Origin of the sequence: Kaistia defluvii (assembly GCF_040548815.1) — a bacterium.
GTDB classification, from domain to species: Bacteria; Pseudomonadota; Alphaproteobacteria; order Rhizobiales; family Kaistiaceae; genus Kaistia; species Kaistia defluvii_A.
This window is the reverse complement of record NZ_JBEPSM010000003.1, coordinates 200,573-215,257: the sequence shown is the minus strand read 5'-3', so window position 1 is coordinate 215,257 and position 14,685 is coordinate 200,573. Positions and strand designations below refer to the sequence as shown.

Sequence of the window (14,685 nt, the reverse complement as noted above, 5' to 3'; positions counted from 1 at the left end):
GCAATGACGCAGGTCACAGCGACGCGGGTGCAGCGCCCCGAAGCCGCGCAGACGAAGGAACGCCGACCATGCCCAACCCGCCAGGCGAGCCCGCCACCGACCCGGTGCGCTGGGGCATTCTGAGCACCGCCCGCATCGCCCGCCAGCGGGTCGTGCCGGCCATGCTGAAGAGCCCGTCGACGCGCGTCACCGCCGTCGCGTCGCGCAGCCTCGACAATGCCCAGAACTTCGCCGCCGCCTTCGATATTCCCAAGGCCTATGGCTCGTATCAGGAACTGATCGACGATCCCGAGATCGACGCGATCTACAATGCGCTGCCCAACCATCTGCATGTCGAGACGACGCTCGCCGCCGCCGCGAAGGGCAAGCATGTCCTGTGCGAAAAGCCGATCGGCCTCGATCTCGCCGACGCGCTGCGGCTGAAGGCCGTGCCGGCCGGCATCCTGATCGGCGAGGCCTTCATGATCCGCCACCACCCGCAGTGGCAGGAGGTGCAGAAGCTCCTCGCGGCAGGTCGGATCGGCAAGGTCCGCGCCGTGCAGACCTTCTTCGCCTTCCTGAATGTCGACCCGGCCAACATCCGCAACCGGCCCGAGACGGGCGGCGGCGCCATTCTGGACATTGGCTGCTACGCCATCGCCTCGGCCCGGCTGATCTTCGGCGCCGAGCCGCTGCGCGTCATGGCGCTGATCGACCGCGACCCGGCGATGCACACCGACCGCACCACGTCGATCCTCGCTGATTTCGGCGCCGGGCGGCAGTTTTCGGCGACGCTCTCGACCCAGGCCTTCCGCTATCAGCGCGTCGGCATCGTCGGCAGCGAGGGTCGGATCGAGATGGAGACGCCGTTCTCGGCGCCGACCGACGAGAAGTCGAAGATCCTCCTCGACCTGCATGGCCCCGGCCAGCCGGTCGAGACCATCACCTTCCCGCCCGTCGACCAGTATGCCCTGCAGGCGGAAGCGTTTTCTCGCGCGGTGCGCGGCACGGGGCCGTGGCCCTACGGGCTCGACGACGCCCTGGCCAACATGGCCGTTCTGGACGCCCTCTTCCGCTCGGAACGGTCGGGAATGTGGGAGAAACCCGAGCTTTTGCCTGCGGCAACGGGACCCTGAAGGATCGGTTGCCGACGTTCTTGAAGCGTCGGGTCGGCACAACCATATTGGGACCACGGGAAGGTTCCCGTCGGATGCCTCGTAGAGGGTCCGGTTACAAGGTCGCTTAGTGAAAGGACTTTGTGGATGTCGCGCGTTTCTGCGTTCTCCAGTCCGTTGCTTCTGGGATTCGACGAGATCGAACGGGTTCTCGATCGGGTCGCGAAAGCGTCGGGCGACGGATATCCGCCTTATAATATCGAGCGGATCACCAAAAGCGGTGCGCGCGACGAGTGCCTGCGGATCACGCTGGCGGTCGCCGGCTTCTGCCGCGAGGCGCTCGAGGTCACCGTGGAAGAAAATCAACTCGTCATCCGCGGACGCCAAACCGACGACCGGGAGCGTATCTACCTTCACCGCGGCATCGCGGCACGACAGTTCCAGAAGACCTTCGTGCTGGCCGACGGGATCGAGATCATCTCGGCGGAGTTGAAAGATGGACTGCTTGCCATCGATCTTGCCCGGCCCACGCCGGAGCGGGTGGTGCGCAAGATCGAGATCGGCGTTCGCGACTGAGGTCGCCGGTCCTTCTCGCTCTCAATGAGGAGACATATTATGTCTGCACGTACTGCCATTTCGCCCGAGAGCCTTGCGGGTCTCGGCAACGGCCAGATCGCCTATGTGAAGGCGGTCCAGTCCGAGAATATCCGCGACCTGTTTCCCGATGCGCCTGAACTCGCAGCCGGCCAGAAGTTCTGGGCCCTGCTCGACGCACGCGGCACGCCGCTGATGATTTCCGACAGCCGCGACGCCGTCGTCATGAACGCGCATGAAAACGACCTCGAAGCGGTGAGCCTGCACTAGGCTCGATCCCCTGCCGCGCCGGCCTCCCCCGGCGGCGGCGGAATCCAACACGATGCTGGGCATCGGATCCTTCCTGCGGGGAGGTCCGGTGCCTTTTGCATTTTTGGGCGAGAGGGCTTCGGCGACCTGCGCCTGGCAAGCCGAGGGATCCCCTCGCCCATCATCCTGAGGCGCTTCGCGCAGCGAAGCCTCGAAGGAGGATCCAGCGGAGCTCCCGCTTTCGGGCGGTCCACCGATCCGAGATCCCTGGACCCTCCTTCGAGGCCCGGCCTTGCCGGGCGCCTCAGGATGATGGTCGGGGCAATGCCACCTTGGAACGGCCCCGAAGAAGAGCTCGCCCCGATAGACAAAAAAGCCGCCCGGACTCGCATCCGGGCGGCTTTTTTTCAACTCGAGACGACGCTTACGAACGCAGGACGCCCTGCGTTGCCTTGCCGACCTGGGCGACGATCTTGGCGGCGACCGCCTCGATCTCCTCGTCGGTCAGCGTCTTCTGCGTCGGGCGAAGCGTCACTTCGATGGCAACGGACTTCTTGTCGGCGCCGAGCGCCGCGCCCTCAAACACGTCGAACACCGAGACGCTGGAGATCAGCGCCTTGTCAGCGCCCTGCGCCGCCTTGACCAACTTCGCCGCCTCGACCTTGCGATCGACGACAAAGGCGAAGTCGCGCGTCACCGGCTGGTAGGGCACCAGCTCCAGCGGCGGCTTGGTCTTGGTCGGACGGGCGCGCGGCACGGGAATGGCGTCGAGCAGGATCTCGAAGCCGACCAGCGGGCCGGAGACGTCGAGCGCCTCCAGCACGGAGGGGTGCAGTTCGCCGAACCAGCCGATGATGTTCTGCGGTCCCAACTGGATCGTGCCGGAACGGCCGGGATGAAACCAGGACGGTGCCCCCGCGACGATCTGGAACTTGTCCACCGGCGCGCCGAGCACGTCGAGCAGCGCCAGCGCGTCGGCCTTGGCGTCGAACACCGAAACCGCCGGCGCCTTGCCCTGCCAATGGCGGCCGGCGCCGTTCACCGTTGCGGTGCCGCGACGGATGCCGGTGGCCGCGGTCAGCTGGTCGGACGGCTTGATGCCGCGGAAGATCTGGCCGACTTCGAACAAAGCAAGATCGGCAACGCCGCGATCGGCATTGCGCTGGGCGGCCAGCAGCAGGCCGGGCAGCAGGCTCGGCCGCATGTCGGACAGGTCGGCCGCGATCGGATTGGCCAGCGCCAGTTCCGGCTTGCCGCCGCCAAAGGCTTCGGCCACCGGCTTCGCCACGAAGGACCAGGTCACCGCCTCGACCATGCCGCGCGCCGCGAGGCCGCGCTTGGCGCGGCGGGTGCGGGTCTGGGCTAGGGTCAGCACCGGCTTGGTGACGTTTTCGGACTTCGGCAGCGGCGTCGAGGGCACGCGGTCGACGCCGAGGATGCGCATGACTTCCTCGACCAGATCGGCCTTGCCGTGGACATCCCGCCGCCAGGACGGCACGCCGACCGTCAGCGACGGCGCATGGCCCGAGACCGAGAAGCCGAGCGCCGTCAAAACGTTGCGGATCTCGTCCTCGCTCGGATCGATGCCGGCCAGGCGCTTCACTTCCGTGATCGGGAAGGCGATGGTGAGGTGCGGCTCCGGCACGCTGCCGGACACCACGACCTCGCTCGCCTCGCCGCCGCACAGATCCTGCACCAGGCGGGTCGCCAGCTCCAGCCCGGGCACCATGAAGGCCGGATCGACGCCGCGCTCGAAGCGATAGCGCGCATCCGAGTTGATGCCGAGCTTGCGGCCGGTCTGGGCGATGTTGAGCGGATCCCACAGCGCCGATTCGATCAGCACATCGACGGTGTTCTCGTCGCAGCCGGAAGCCTCGCCGCCCATGATGCCGCCGAGCGACTCGAGGCCGTTATCATCAGCGATGACGACGATCGACGGGTCGAGCGCATAGGTCTTGCCGTCGAGCGCGAGCAGGCTTTCGCCCTCCTTCGCCCGGCGCACGACCAGATCGCCCTTGACCTTGGCCGCGTCGAAGACATGCAGCGGACGGTTGCGGTCGAAGGTCAGGAAGTTGGTGATGTCGACCAGCGCATTGATTGGCCGGAGCCCGATGGCGCGCAGCTGGCGCTGCATCCATTCCGGCGACGGGCAGTTCTTGACGCCGCGCACCAGGCGCAGCGCGAAGGCGGGCGTCAGCGACGGCGTGTCGCCGAGGTCGAGATGCACGCGGACCGGCGACGGGAATTTTCCCGCGACCGGGGCGACGGAACGATCTTTCAGCTGGCCGAGGCCGGCGGCGGCCAGGTCGCGCGCCACGCCATGGATTCCGAGGCAATCCGGGCGGTTCGGCGTGATGGCAATGTCGATGACGGGATCGCCGAGGCCGGCATATTCGGCGTAAGGCTGGCCAACCGGCGCGTCGGCCGGCAGCTCGATGATGCCGTCATGGTCTTCCGACAGCTCCAGCTCGGCCGCCGAGCACAGCATGCCGTGGCTCTCGACGCCGCGGATGGTGCCGACCGTCAGGGTGATGTCCTTGCCGGGGATGTAGGTGCCGGCCGGCGAGAAGACGCTCTTCATGCCGGTGCGGGCGTTGGGCGCGCCGCAGACGACCTGCACGGGATCGCCCGAGCCGGTATCGACCATGCAGACGCGCAGTCGGTCGGCATTGGGGTGCTGAACGGCGGAGACGACATAGGCTATGGTGAACGGGGCGAGCAGCTTCGCCTTGTCCTCGACGCCCTCGACCTCGAGCCCGACGCGGGTCAGCGCATCGGTGATCTCGTCGAGCGAGGCGGTGGTCTCAAGATGCTCCTTGAGCCAGGAAAGCGTGAATTTCATGGGTCTTTCCTTACGAGCTCAGGCCGCCGACGAGCGTCGGCAGGTCCAGCGGACGGAAGCCGTAATGATTCAGCCAGCGCTGATCGGCGTCGAAGAAGGCGCGCAGGTCCGGCATGCCGTATTTCAGCATGGCGATGCGATCGATGCCCATGCCGAAGGCGAAGCCCTGGTAGACGTCGGGATCGAGGCCGGCGAAGCGGATGACGTTCGGGTGGACCATGCCGCAGCCGAGGATTTCCAGCCAGTCGTCGCCCTCGCCGAAGCGCACTTCATTGCCGACACGCTTGCAGCGGATGTCGACTTCCATCGACGGCTCGGTGAAGGGGAAGAAGGACGGGCGCATGCGCATCTCGACCTTGTCCACCTCGAAGAAGGCGCGGCAGAACTCTTCCAGCAGCCACTTCAGGTGACCGATATGGCTCGACGTGTCGATCACCAGTCCCTCGACCTGGTGGAACATCGGCGTATGGGTCTGGTCGCTGTCGTTGCGATAGGTGCGGCCGGGCGCGATGATGCGGATCGGCGGCTTCTCGCGCTCCATGGTGCGCATCTGCACCGGCGAGGTGTGGGTGCGCAGCAGCAGGCGCTCGCCGTTCTCGTCGGGATTGAAGAAGAAGGTGTCGTGCATTTCGCGCGCCGGATGGCCGACGGGGAAGTTCAGCGCGGTGAAATTGTAATGGTCCGTCTCGACATCCGGGCCCTCGGCGATGGCGAAGCCGAGATCGCCGAAGATCGCCGTGATCTCGTCGATCACCTGGGAGATCGGATGGATGCGGCCCTGCTCGAGCGGGCTGGGCCGGAGCGGCAGCGTGACGTCGACGGCTTCCGAAGCGAGGCGGGCGGCGAGGCCGGCTTCCTTCAGCGTGGCGCGGCGGGCGGTCAATGCCTCGGAAATGCGATCGCGAAGGCCGTTCAGCGCCGGTCCCATGACCTTGCGCTCGTCCGGCGTCATGGCGCCGAGGCCCTTCAGCAGATCGGAAACGGAGCCCTTCTTGCCAAGGGCGGCGACACGGACCGTCTCGATGGCGGCTTCGTCGGAAGCGCCGTCAATGGCCGCGCGGATGTCGCGTTCGAGAAGTTCGAGATCGGACATGTCATTCCTCATGGGCGCCCGTCGAGCGCCGGATCATCGTCAGTTCGATCCGAAGAGGAATGCTCGCCGGATCACGCCAAACGCCGCAGCCGCTGTTCAAGCGGCGGCGGCGCGGTTGCGTTCCGGCCCCGGAAAGTCCGGTAGGAGGCCGCCCGAAGGCGGCCGCCCAACTCAGGCGGCCTGCTGCTGCAGAGCGCCCTGAGCCTGATCGACCAGCGCCTTGAAGGCTGCCGGCTGGCTGATTGCCAGTTCGGCCAGCACCTTGCGGTCGACTTCGATACCAGCCTTTGCGAGGCCATCGATAAATCGGCTGTAGGTCAGGCCCTCGGCAACTTCGCGGACAGCCGCGTTGATGCGCTGGATCCAGAGAGCGCGGAAATTGCGCTTCTTGGCCTTGCGGTCACGGAACGCGTACTGGGCGGCCTTATCGACGGCTGCCTTGGCGGTCCGGATGGTGTTCTTGCGACGGCCGTAGAAGCCCTTGGCGCGCTTCAGGACCTTCTTGTGCTTGGCGTGGGAGGTTACGCCCCGCTTAACTCGCGACATGGTTCAAACTCCAGGTAAGGGGGACGGTTCAGCCGTTCAGGAACTGCTTGACGATCTTCGCATCCGCATCCGAAAGCACGGTGGTGCCGCGTGCATTACGGACAAACTTCGCGGTGCGCTTGATCATGCCATGGCGCTTGCCTGCCTGGCCTGCCTTGACGCGTCCGGTACCGGTGAGCTTGAAACGCTTCTTCGCGCCGCTCTTGGTCTTCAACTTGGGCATTTTGCTCATCCTTAATCATGCTGCCGAGATGAGAACCACCCTCGCCCGTCTTGCAACGGGCGCTGAATGGTCGCTTCGGCATGGAAGCATTCGTGAGCCGACGCGGCATGCCCTGAGAAAATCGTCAACGAATTGACGTTCCTCGCGCCGGGCGGCTCGGAAACGGCGGATCTATAGCGGGAGACGGGGTTGGTGGCAAGGTCCTGTGAAAGGGCGGGCCGATGATTCCGGTCCGCCGACTTGTCAGGCCTGCAAAGCCATGGGGCGACGTTCCTGCGAACGTCGATCCCGGGCTGCGTATCCGCTTAGCGGGGTGCCAGAACCATGATCATCTGGCGGCCTTCGAGCTTCGGTTCCGCCTCGACCTTGGAGATCTCGGCCGTCTCGTCGCGAACCCGCTCGAGAAGCTTCATGCCGAGATGCTGGTGCGCCATTTCGCGGCCACGGAAGCGGAGCGTCAGCTTGACCTTGTCGCCCTCTTCGAAGAAGCGCTTGATGGCCTTCATCTTGACCTCGTAATCGTGGTCATCGATGGCGGGGCGCATCTTGATCTCTTTGACCTCGACGACCTTCTGGTTCTTGCGAGCCTCGTTGGCCTTCTTCTGGGTCTGATATTTGAAGCGGCCGAAATCGAGGATCTTGCAGACCGGCGGCTCGGAATTCGGCGAGATCTCGACGAGGTCGAGGCCTGCTTCCTGGGCAGCAGCCAACGCATCCTGAATCGGGGTGACGCCAACATTCTGGCCGTCTTCACCGATCAACTGAACTTCACGGACACCACGAATTTCGCGGTTGATACGCGGCCCATCCTTAGTGGGTTCCTGCGCTTTGAACGGACGGCGAATGGGGGCACTCTCCTCTAACGTTAATGAATCTGGCCGGATTGACTAAATGGGTACGGTCCACTTGTTTGGCTAGGCCCCGGATTCGGGTGCGAGACAAAAAGCGGACACGCGGGTCAAAGATCCCGGACAGCCCGGCAAACCTCTGCCAAGCTGCCGGGAAAGTCAACCAAAAGCAGCCATTCCGCGCCGGCCGGGCGCGGCGCGGCGCTTATTTCGAGTCGTGGATGAGAAATTGATACAGTCAGAACCCCGAACCATCCCCGTCGGCGCCGGTGCGGAAGCCCGCGACATTGCCGTGCTGGCGCGCCCGGGCAAGGGACCGGGCGTGCTTTTCCTCGGCGGCTTCATGTCCGACATGATGGGCTCCAAGGCCGAGGCGCTCGACCAGTGGGCGGCGGAAACCGGCCGCGCCCTCACCCGCTTCGACTATTCCGGCCACGGCCGCTCGGGCGGCGACTTTGCCGACGGCACCATCACCCGCTGGCTGGAAGAATCGCGCGCCGTGCTCGACCAGGCCGAGGGGCCGCAGATCCTGGTCGGCTCGTCGATGGGCGGCTGGATCGCCCTGCTGCTGGCGCTGGAAATGACCAAGGCGGCGCCCGGCCGCATCGCCGGGCTGGTGCTGCTGGCGCCGGCCGTCGACATGACGCGCGACCTGATCTACGCCCGGATGACGCCGGCCGAGCGGGCCCAAATGGCGGCGACCGGCGCGCTGAAGCAGCCCAGCGCCTATTCCGACCAGCCCTATCTGATCACGCAGAAGCTCATCGACGACGGCGAGACCCATCTGCTCGGCCACAGACCCGTTGCGCTCGGCGCGCCGGTCCATATCATCCAGGGCGTCCTCGACGACGAAGTGCCGTGGCAGGTCGCGATCGATCTAGTCGCGCAGCTGGCCCAGGACGATGTGGTGCTGACGATCATCAAGGATGCCGGCCACCGTCTGTCGCGGCCGGAGGATCTCAAGAAGCTGATCGCCGCGGTCGAGGCGATCGCCTGAACGGAATTTGGCGGGGGAGCCGGGATGGCCGGTTCGCCCGAAATAGGATCGGAGCGAGGCATGGCGACACGCGGCTTCATCGGCAAGCGGCCCACCGACGGCGTCGGCGACAGGCTGCCGCCGGGGCAGTATCTGACCGAGGACTTCCCTGTCCTCTCGGCCGGACCGACGCCGCGCGTCGCGACGGCCGAGTGGCGCTTCACCCTCAAGGACGGCGTCCGGCCGGTGATGAGCTGGGATTGGGAGTCCTTCAACCAGCTGCCGCAATCGAAGCTGACGCGCGACATCCACTGCGTGACGAAATGGTCGAAGTTCAACACCGCCTGGTCCGGCGTGATGGTCGACGACATCCTGGCGGAGGCCGGCATCGCCGCGCCCAGCGAATGGACGCTGGCGCATGCCTATGACGGCTATTCCACCAATGTGCCGACCGAGGATCTGATCGGCGGCAAGGCGATGGTGGCGACGCATTTCGAGGGCAAGCCGCTGAACGCCGACCATGGCGGCCCGGCACGGCTGCTTGTGCCGCATCTCTATTTCTGGAAATCGGCCAAATGGGTGAACGGCCTGCAGTTCACCCAGCGTGACGAGGCTGGATTCTGGGAGCTGCGCGGCTATCACATGCGTGGCGACCCGTGGCGCGAGCAGCGCTTTACCGGAGATTGAGATTCCGCCTTGAGCAGCCTTCCCGACATTGCGCCACAGCCCGCCCGGCTGGTCTGGCAGCCGGCCACCGTGGTCGCCATCACGATCGAGACGCCGCGCGTCAAGATCTTCCGGCTGAAGCCGGCGGACTGGCATGGCTTCACCGCCGGCCAGCATGTCGACGTTCGGCTGACCGCGCCGGACGGCTACCAGGCCGAGCGCAGCTATTCGATCGGCTCGGCGCCGGATGGCAGCGGCGAGATTGAGCTGGTCATCGACCTCATCGAGGAGGGCGAAGTATCGCCCTTTTTCCATGAGGTCGTGGAGATCGGCGACGAGATCGAGATCCGCGGCCCGATCGGCGGCCATTTCATCTGGCGCGCCGAAGATGGCGGGCCGCTGCTGCTTATCGCCGGCGGTTCCGGCCTGGTGCCGCTGATGTCGATGCTGCGCTACCGCGCCCAAGCCGCGCCCCAAATCCCGGCGGCGCTGATCTATTCCGCCCGCCGGCGCGAGGACCTGATCTGGTGCGACGAGCTGCTGCGCCGCGCGGCCGAGGATCCGAATTTCAGCCTGTTCGCGACGCTGAGTCGCGAGACGGCCCCGACCGAGGGCATCCGTCACGGCCGGATCGACCGCGCCCTGGTCGATGCCGCGCTGGCAAGCCTGCCCGCCGCGCCAAAGACTACTTTCCTCTGCGGCTCCAATCCTTTCGTCAGCGCGGCCTCCGGCTTCGCGCTCGATGCCGGCCTCCCCTTCGCCAGCATCAAGGCCGAACGCTATGGGGGCTGAGCCGCACGCGATCGTCACCTCTGCCGTGCCCGAGACGATCGACGCCCGCGCCACCGACGACCTGCTGGCCGTCGCGGCCCATCTCGACCGCATGGCGGCGGCCTGGCTCGACAGCCTTGGCCCAAGTATCCGGCGCGACGGCAGGCGCGTCGCCTATGTGCTGGTCGGCACGGCGGAATATGCGCTGGGTCTCGACGTGCTGGTGCGCTCGCTGCGCGCGGTCACCGACCTGCCGATCCTGCTTCTCGCGGCCGGCGGCTGGCAGCCGGCGCTTCAGGCGCCGAACCTGGCCGTGCTGGCCGTGCCGGAAATCATCAAGCAGGACCTGGAAGGAAGCATGGCGGCGCGGTTTCGCCGGACGCTGACCAAGCTCTGGACGTTCGGCTTCGTCTCGCTCGACCGGCTGGTCTATCTCGATGGCGACTGCCTGGTGCGGCAGCCGATCGACGATCTGTTCGACGGGGCGGGCTTCGCCGCCGCGCCGGACCTGCTCAGCAACCAGCCCTTCCCCGTCTTCAATTCCGGCGCCTTCGCGCTTTCCCCGGATGCCGCGCTGCGCAACGCGCTGTTCGAAAGCCTGCCAGCGACACCCTCCTTCGACGGCGGCGACCAGGGCATCCTCAACGCCTTGCTCGGCAACGATGTCCGCTGGCTGCCGATCCGCGACAATTACCTGCGAACCTACGAGCCGATCCTGCCGGGCGCGGCACGCGCGGCGCGCGTCATCCACTATTCCGCCAAGAAGCCCTGGACCGTCGTCTCCGAAGCGGTCGGCGATCCGGCGCTGCTGGGGCTCGACGATGTCTGGACCGAAAGGCTCGATCGCGCCGGGCTGATGGAGATGGTCACCGCCTGGCGGCGCAGCGTCGCCGAAAGCGAGATCGCCGCCAATGCGGCGCTCGGGCGGGTCGAGGCGGACCTCGCCCTCCAGCGCCGCCGGATCAACCGACTGATGCGCCGCGTCCTGGCGGGCCTTGGCCTCGTCGCCCTGCTGCAGCTGGCCCTGCTGGTTGCCTGGCTGTTCGGCTGATCAGCCGCGCCAGCTGCCATCGTTCCAGAGCGCGGTGATCCCCTCGCGATAGGTCGGATAGGCAAGCTGCACGCCGAGATCGCCGGCGAGGCGCTTGTTGCCGACGCGTTTGTTCTCGCCATAGAAGGACCGCGCCATGGGCGACAGGTCGGCGGTCTCGAAATCGATCGCGGGCGGCACGGGCTTGCCGGCGATCTCGGCCGCGAAGGCCACCACGTCCTGCGGCGGGCCCGGCTCGTCATCGGTGACGTTGAACACGCCGGAAGCCTTTTGCGCCGCGCCGGCCGCGACCGCGGTCGCGATATCGGCCACATGGATGCGGTTGAACACCTGCCCCGGCTTGACCAGGCGCCGCGCGGTTCCCTCGGCGATCTGCACCAGCGCGTTGCGGCCGGGACCATAGATGCCGGACAGGCGGAACAGCGCTACCGGTACGTGGCGTTCCTCGCCCAGGATCTGCCACTCCGTCTCGGCCCGCACCCGCTCGACCGAGCGTCCGGACTGCGGATTGGGCGGCGTCGCCTCGTCGACCCAGGCCCCGCCATGGTCGCCATAGACGCCGACGGTCGAGAGATAGCCGATCCATTCGAGGTTTTCCGCGCCGATCAGCGCCTCGCGCAGCAGCGCGATGACCGGGTCGCCGGCCGTGCCGGGCGCGATCGACTGGACGATATGCGTCGCCCGCCGGGTCGCGGCGATCACCGCGTCGCTGGCGCTCTCGCCGTCGAAGACCAGCGCCTCGATGCCGGCCTCGCGCAGCCGCGCCGCCTTCTCTTCCGTGCGAACCGTACCGCCGATCGAGGCGTAATCGCCCTTCACGCGCTGCGCCAGCGCCTGGCTCGAAAAGCCCAGCCCGAAGATGAAGAGGTGCTTGCCGGTCATGCTGTCTCCGCGGGCCTGGGAAGGAAACCCGGTCTATCGCCCATCCGGGCGGGCGTACAAGCCCCTTCGCGGCACCGTCCTCAGGCGTGGCGGACCGAGGCCAGCGCCTGGGTCAGGGCAGTCGCGAAGGATTCGCGATCGTCCGGATTGAGGAAGCCGCCGATCGCAAGCCGCCTGCCATGCGAGGCGAGCGCCATGCCGATGATGCCCCAATCCGGCACGCGCTCGACCTCGAGCCGCGCCCAGTAGGGATTGAAATCGAACGCCTCGGCGCGGCCGTTCGGCGCGATCCGGCGCACCGTCAGGTGCTCCTGCGTCATCTCGACGATCTCGCAGGCGCGGGCCGAGCGATAGTTGAGGCGGAAGGCGAACTGGATGGCGAGGATGTCGAGCCCGAAAAAGGCGGCGATCGGCCAGGCGCCCATCGACCAGAACAGCAGCCCGCTGCCGAGGCAGGTGAAGACGACGACCATCATCAGCGCCGCGAAGCCGCGCGGCGTCAGCGATCGGTACGGCGTCAGCGTCGCCCGGAACAGCACGTTTCCGGACGCCTGCGGCGCGGTCTGCGGCATGTCGACATTGCGGTCGCTCATGGGGTGTCAGTATAGAGGATGTATGTCCGATGCACAGCCTCTCCCGCCATCCGCGCCACCGCGCCGCAAGGCCCCGCGCGCCCTGAAGCGCTTCACCAGGGCGGAGGTGGCCGAGGTTTTCGCGCGCTTCGAGGCGCGCGACCCCGAGCCCAAGGGCGAGCTCGAAAGCGTCAACACCTTCACGCTTCTGGTCGCCGTGGTGCTGTCGGCGCAGGCGACCGACGCCGGCGTCAACAAGGCGACCCGGGCGCTGTTCGCCATCGCCGACACGCCGGCCAAGATGCTGGCGCTCGGCGAGGACAGCGTGCGCGACTACATCAAGACGATCGGCCTCTACCGCACCAAGGCCAGGAATGTCATGGGTCTCTGCCGGCAACTGGTGGAACGGCATGGTGGCGAGGTTCCCGATGACCGCGCCGCGCTCGAGGCGCTGCCCGGCGTCGGCCGCAAGACGGCGAATGTCGTGCTCAACATCGCCTTTGGCCATCCGACCATCGCCGTCGACACGCATATCTTCCGGATCGGCAACCGCACGGGCCTCGCCCCCGGCAAGACCGTCGATGCGGTGGAAAAGGAACTGAACCGGATCATCCCGGCGCGATACATGTTGCACGCGCATCACTGGCTGATCCTGCACGGCCGCTATGTCTGCAAGGCGCGCAAGCCCGACTGCCCGGTCTGCCTCATCAACGACCTCTGCCGCTACCCCGACAAGACGCTGGCATAGCCGGGCTTTTCGCACACCGCGCCCAACCCAGACCGGCCGTCATCCTCGCGAAGGCGAGGATCCATGCAGCCGAGGCGTTGCGATTGTCGACGGATGCAAACGGCTCGTCGCTCGACCGTCATCCCGGCGGAGGCCGGGATCCAGACGCGCCGACGCAGTGAAGAGAAGACCGGCTCCTGTCGGCTCGGCCGGTGTCTATGGGCCCCGGCCTTCGTCGGGGCGACGCGTTCCCCCTCCATGCCGCAATCGAACGGTTCGCCGCGGCATGGCGTCTCTCGCGGTTGAAGCGCCTCAGATCCCGATGCCGCGCGCCATCATCGACGCGAAGATCACCACCAGCACCAGCATCGCCGTCTCGGCATGCACCAGCCGGCGCACGCCGGCGATCTCGGCCGCCGAGGGGGCGAAGCCCGGCTCGACCTTGGCCCGCTTGCGCCAGGCGAGAATGCGGCGCGTCGGCTGGATCGAGATCACGCCCAGCGCCGCGAAGGCGAGGATCTTCGCCCAGAACACGGGATTGCCGATATAGAATTCGGAGCCCTTCAGGCCGAGGAACACCCGGCCGAAGCCCGCCAGGATCAGCAGCGTCGCCGCCCCGCCATAGATCGCATCGACCCGGCCGAGCTTCTCCAGCGCCGCATCGGCAAGCCCCGGCTTCAGCAGCATCAGCTCCATCGTGAGCACGGTGACAAGGGCGAAGACGAGCAGGAAATGGGCGATGGCGAGCAGCAGATCGACGAGCATGGCGATGTCCCCCGTTGCGCGGACCCTGGACCGCCCGCCTATCTTGTCGAGATTTCGGCCGGGCGGGAACCCGTCACGCGCTTGTGCACATGCGTCATGAAGGCGGTGGCGAAGAGCGGCGTCAGCAGGTTGAGGATCGGGATCGCCAGGAAGGCGGCGATGACGAAGCCGGCGAACAGCACCGTCACCGCATTGTCGCGCCGAAGCTGCCTTGCCTCCGCGACGGGGCGAAAGCGCGACGCGGCGGATTCAAAGAATTCGCGCCCGAGCAGATAGCCATTGCCGAGGAAGAAGGCGACGAGGTTGACGCCCGGGATCAGCAGCAGGAACAGGCAGACGATGTTGACCAGGATCACTGTCGCGGTGAAGCCGAGCGTCGAGACGACGCTGTCGACGAAGGAAAGCCCCCGTCCCGGCGGATCCTGCGGATAATGCGTGGTCTCGACCACCGCCGCGATATCGTCGGAAAACAGGCCCGCCATCAGCGCCGAGACCGGCGCGATCAGGAAGCCGAGGCCGATGACCAGCCCGAAGCCGGTGACGATGGCGACCGAGGTGTTGATCCAGGGCTGGCTCGGCCAATCGGCGAAATGCACCACCAGCGCCTGCAGCCCGAACCAGAGGCCGATCAGCAGGACGAGGGTGAGCCCGAGCGTCTTCCACAGCACGGCGCGGAAGGGCGGCGTCCAGATATCGCTGAGAGCCAGCCAGGCAGCCGAAAGCATGTTTGCACCCTCCCCCGATCGACGCACGCAGATAGGATGCGGCCTCGCCCCGCGCAAGGCA

At 66.7% G+C, this 14,685-nt stretch carries 17 protein-coding genes; 8 read left to right on the top strand and 9 right to left on the bottom strand.

Annotation, left to right across the window (positions count from 1 at the left end):
* The first annotated feature begins 68 nt into the window (after positions 1–68).
* From ABIE08_RS17870 to ABIE08_RS17860, 3 genes are all read left to right on the top strand, one after another.
* Positions 69–1,115, top strand: a complete 1,047-nt coding sequence (locus tag ABIE08_RS17870; protein WP_354553158.1) for a Gfo/Idh/MocA family protein — start codon at positions 69–71, stop codon at positions 1,113–1,115.
* Between the two features lie 126 nt (positions 1,116–1,241).
* Positions 1,242–1,670 (top strand): Hsp20 family protein, encoded by a 429-nt coding sequence (locus ABIE08_RS17865; protein WP_354553156.1) that lies wholly within the window; start codon positions 1,242–1,244, stop codon positions 1,668–1,670.
* 39 nt (positions 1,671–1,709) lie between these two features.
* The gene (locus ABIE08_RS17860; RefSeq protein WP_354553155.1) at positions 1,710–1,958 is read left to right on the top strand and encodes a DUF1150 domain-containing protein; all 249 of its coding nucleotides are present in this window, start codon (positions 1,710–1,712) and stop codon (positions 1,956–1,958) included.
* 403 nt (positions 1,959–2,361) lie between these two features.
* On the opposite strand, the gene pheT is transcribed toward ABIE08_RS17860, so the two are convergent.
* The 5 genes from pheT to infC all read right to left on the bottom strand — a co-directional run bounded on the left by pheT (position 2,362) and on the right by infC (position 7,486).
* Positions 2,362–4,779: a phenylalanine--tRNA ligase subunit beta gene (gene pheT, locus ABIE08_RS17855; protein ID WP_354553153.1), complete on the bottom strand. Its 2,418-nt coding sequence runs from the start codon at positions 4,777–4,779 to the stop codon at positions 2,362–2,364.
* Positions 4,780–4,789: 10 nt separating this feature from the next.
* Positions 4,790–5,872 carry a phenylalanine--tRNA ligase subunit alpha gene (gene pheS / locus ABIE08_RS17850; RefSeq protein WP_354553151.1) on the bottom strand — a complete coding sequence of 361 codons (1,083 nt, stop codon included), beginning with the start codon at positions 5,870–5,872 and terminating at the stop codon, positions 4,790–4,792.
* Between the two features lie 171 nt (positions 5,873–6,043).
* Positions 6,044–6,418, bottom strand: a complete 375-nt coding sequence (gene rplT, locus ABIE08_RS17845) for a 50S ribosomal protein L20 (protein ID WP_354553149.1) — start codon at positions 6,416–6,418, stop codon at positions 6,044–6,046.
* Between the two features lie 28 nt (positions 6,419–6,446).
* Positions 6,447–6,641 (bottom strand): 50S ribosomal protein L35, encoded by a 195-nt coding sequence (gene rpmI / locus ABIE08_RS17840; protein WP_201401663.1) that lies wholly within the window; start codon positions 6,639–6,641, stop codon positions 6,447–6,449.
* A 305-nt stretch (positions 6,642–6,946) separates the two neighbouring features.
* On the bottom strand, positions 6,947–7,486 hold the full coding sequence (gene infC / locus ABIE08_RS17835; protein ID WP_026304192.1) for a translation initiation factor IF-3: 540 nt from the start codon (positions 7,484–7,486) through the stop codon (positions 6,947–6,949).
* Between the two features lie 235 nt (positions 7,487–7,721).
* Between infC and ABIE08_RS17830 the strand changes: the two genes are divergently transcribed.
* Genes ABIE08_RS17830 through ABIE08_RS17815 form a run of 4 tightly spaced genes read left to right on the top strand, consistent with a single transcriptional unit; the run spans position 7,722 to position 10,953 of the window.
* Entirely contained in the window at positions 7,722–8,486 is a 765-nt protein-coding gene (locus ABIE08_RS17830) for an alpha/beta hydrolase (protein ID WP_354553601.1), read from the top strand.
* Positions 8,487–8,546: 60 nt separating this feature from the next.
* Entirely contained in the window at positions 8,547–9,152 is a 606-nt protein-coding gene (locus ABIE08_RS17825; RefSeq protein WP_354553147.1) for a sulfite oxidase-like oxidoreductase, read from the top strand.
* Positions 9,153–9,161: 9 nt separating this feature from the next.
* Positions 9,162–9,923, top strand: coding sequence for a ferredoxin reductase (locus ABIE08_RS17820; RefSeq protein ID WP_354553146.1), 762 nt, complete (start codon positions 9,162–9,164; stop codon positions 9,921–9,923).
* Positions 9,913–10,953, top strand: coding sequence for a hypothetical protein (locus tag ABIE08_RS17815; protein ID WP_354553144.1), 1,041 nt, complete (start codon positions 9,913–9,915; stop codon positions 10,951–10,953). Before ABIE08_RS17820 ends, ABIE08_RS17815 begins: the two co-directional genes overlap by 11 nt.
* Here ABIE08_RS17815 and ABIE08_RS17810 read toward each other — a convergent pair whose 3' ends face one another.
* The gene (locus tag ABIE08_RS17810) at positions 10,954–11,835 is read right to left on the bottom strand and encodes an SDR family oxidoreductase (protein ID WP_354553142.1); all 882 of its coding nucleotides are present in this window, start codon (positions 11,833–11,835) and stop codon (positions 10,954–10,956) included.
* An 80-nt stretch (positions 11,836–11,915) separates the two neighbouring features.
* A complete protein-coding gene (locus ABIE08_RS17805; RefSeq protein ID WP_354553140.1) occupies positions 11,916–12,428 on the bottom strand; it encodes a DUF2244 domain-containing protein in 513 nt (170 codons plus the stop codon).
* 22 nt (positions 12,429–12,450) lie between these two features.
* Here ABIE08_RS17805 and nth point away from each other — a divergent pair, with 22 nt between their 5' ends.
* Positions 12,451–13,155, top strand: a complete 705-nt coding sequence (nth, locus tag ABIE08_RS17800; RefSeq protein WP_354553138.1) for an endonuclease III — start codon at positions 12,451–12,453, stop codon at positions 13,153–13,155.
* 291 nt (positions 13,156–13,446) lie between these two features.
* On the opposite strand, the gene ABIE08_RS17795 is transcribed toward nth, so the two are convergent.
* Together ABIE08_RS17795 and ABIE08_RS17790 are read right to left on the bottom strand one after the other, a co-directional pair.
* Complete coding sequence (locus ABIE08_RS17795; RefSeq protein WP_354553137.1) at positions 13,447–13,899, bottom strand: DUF2214 family protein; 453 nt, start codon at positions 13,897–13,899, stop codon at positions 13,447–13,449.
* A gap of 38 nt (positions 13,900–13,937) precedes the next feature.
* Positions 13,938–14,624, bottom strand: a complete 687-nt coding sequence (locus ABIE08_RS17790) for a sulfate transporter family protein (protein ID WP_354553135.1) — start codon at positions 14,622–14,624, stop codon at positions 13,938–13,940.
* Between the last annotated feature and the right edge of the window lie 61 nt (positions 14,625–14,685).

Bases quoted from the DNA above. Each gene is read 5' to 3' on its own strand.
- ABIE08_RS17790 (WP_354553135.1), bottom strand. From the start codon at position 14,624: ATGCTTTCGGCTGCCTGGCTGGCTCTCAGCGATATCTGGACGCCGCCC.
- ABIE08_RS17870 (WP_354553158.1), top strand. From the start codon at position 69: ATGCCCAACCCGCCAGGCGAGCCCGCCACCGACCCGGTGCGCTGGGGC.
- pheT (WP_354553153.1), bottom strand. From the start codon at position 4,779: ATGAAATTCACGCTTTCCTGGCTCAAGGAGCATCTTGAGACCACCGCC.
- ABIE08_RS17810 (WP_354553142.1), bottom strand. From the start codon at position 11,835: ATGACCGGCAAGCACCTCTTCATCTTCGGGCTGGGCTTTTCGAGCCAG.
- pheS (WP_354553151.1), bottom strand. From the start codon at position 5,872: ATGTCCGATCTCGAACTTCTCGAACGCGACATCCGCGCGGCCATTGAC.
- ABIE08_RS17805 (WP_354553140.1), bottom strand. From the start codon at position 12,428: ATGAGCGACCGCAATGTCGACATGCCGCAGACCGCGCCGCAGGCGTCC.
- ABIE08_RS17865 (WP_354553156.1), top strand. From the start codon at position 1,242: ATGTCGCGCGTTTCTGCGTTCTCCAGTCCGTTGCTTCTGGGATTCGAC.
- ABIE08_RS17825 (WP_354553147.1), top strand. From the start codon at position 8,547: ATGGCGACACGCGGCTTCATCGGCAAGCGGCCCACCGACGGCGTCGGC.
- ABIE08_RS17795 (WP_354553137.1), bottom strand. From the start codon at position 13,899: ATGCTCGTCGATCTGCTGCTCGCCATCGCCCATTTCCTGCTCGTCTTC.
- rplT (WP_354553149.1), bottom strand. From the start codon at position 6,418: ATGTCGCGAGTTAAGCGGGGCGTAACCTCCCACGCCAAGCACAAGAAG.
- rpmI (WP_201401663.1), bottom strand. From the start codon at position 6,641: ATGCCCAAGTTGAAGACCAAGAGCGGCGCGAAGAAGCGTTTCAAGCTC.
- ABIE08_RS17815 (WP_354553144.1), top strand. From the start codon at position 9,913: ATGGGGGCTGAGCCGCACGCGATCGTCACCTCTGCCGTGCCCGAGACG.
- ABIE08_RS17860 (WP_354553155.1), top strand. From the start codon at position 1,710: ATGTCTGCACGTACTGCCATTTCGCCCGAGAGCCTTGCGGGTCTCGGC.
- nth (WP_354553138.1), top strand. From the start codon at position 12,451: ATGTCCGATGCACAGCCTCTCCCGCCATCCGCGCCACCGCGCCGCAAG.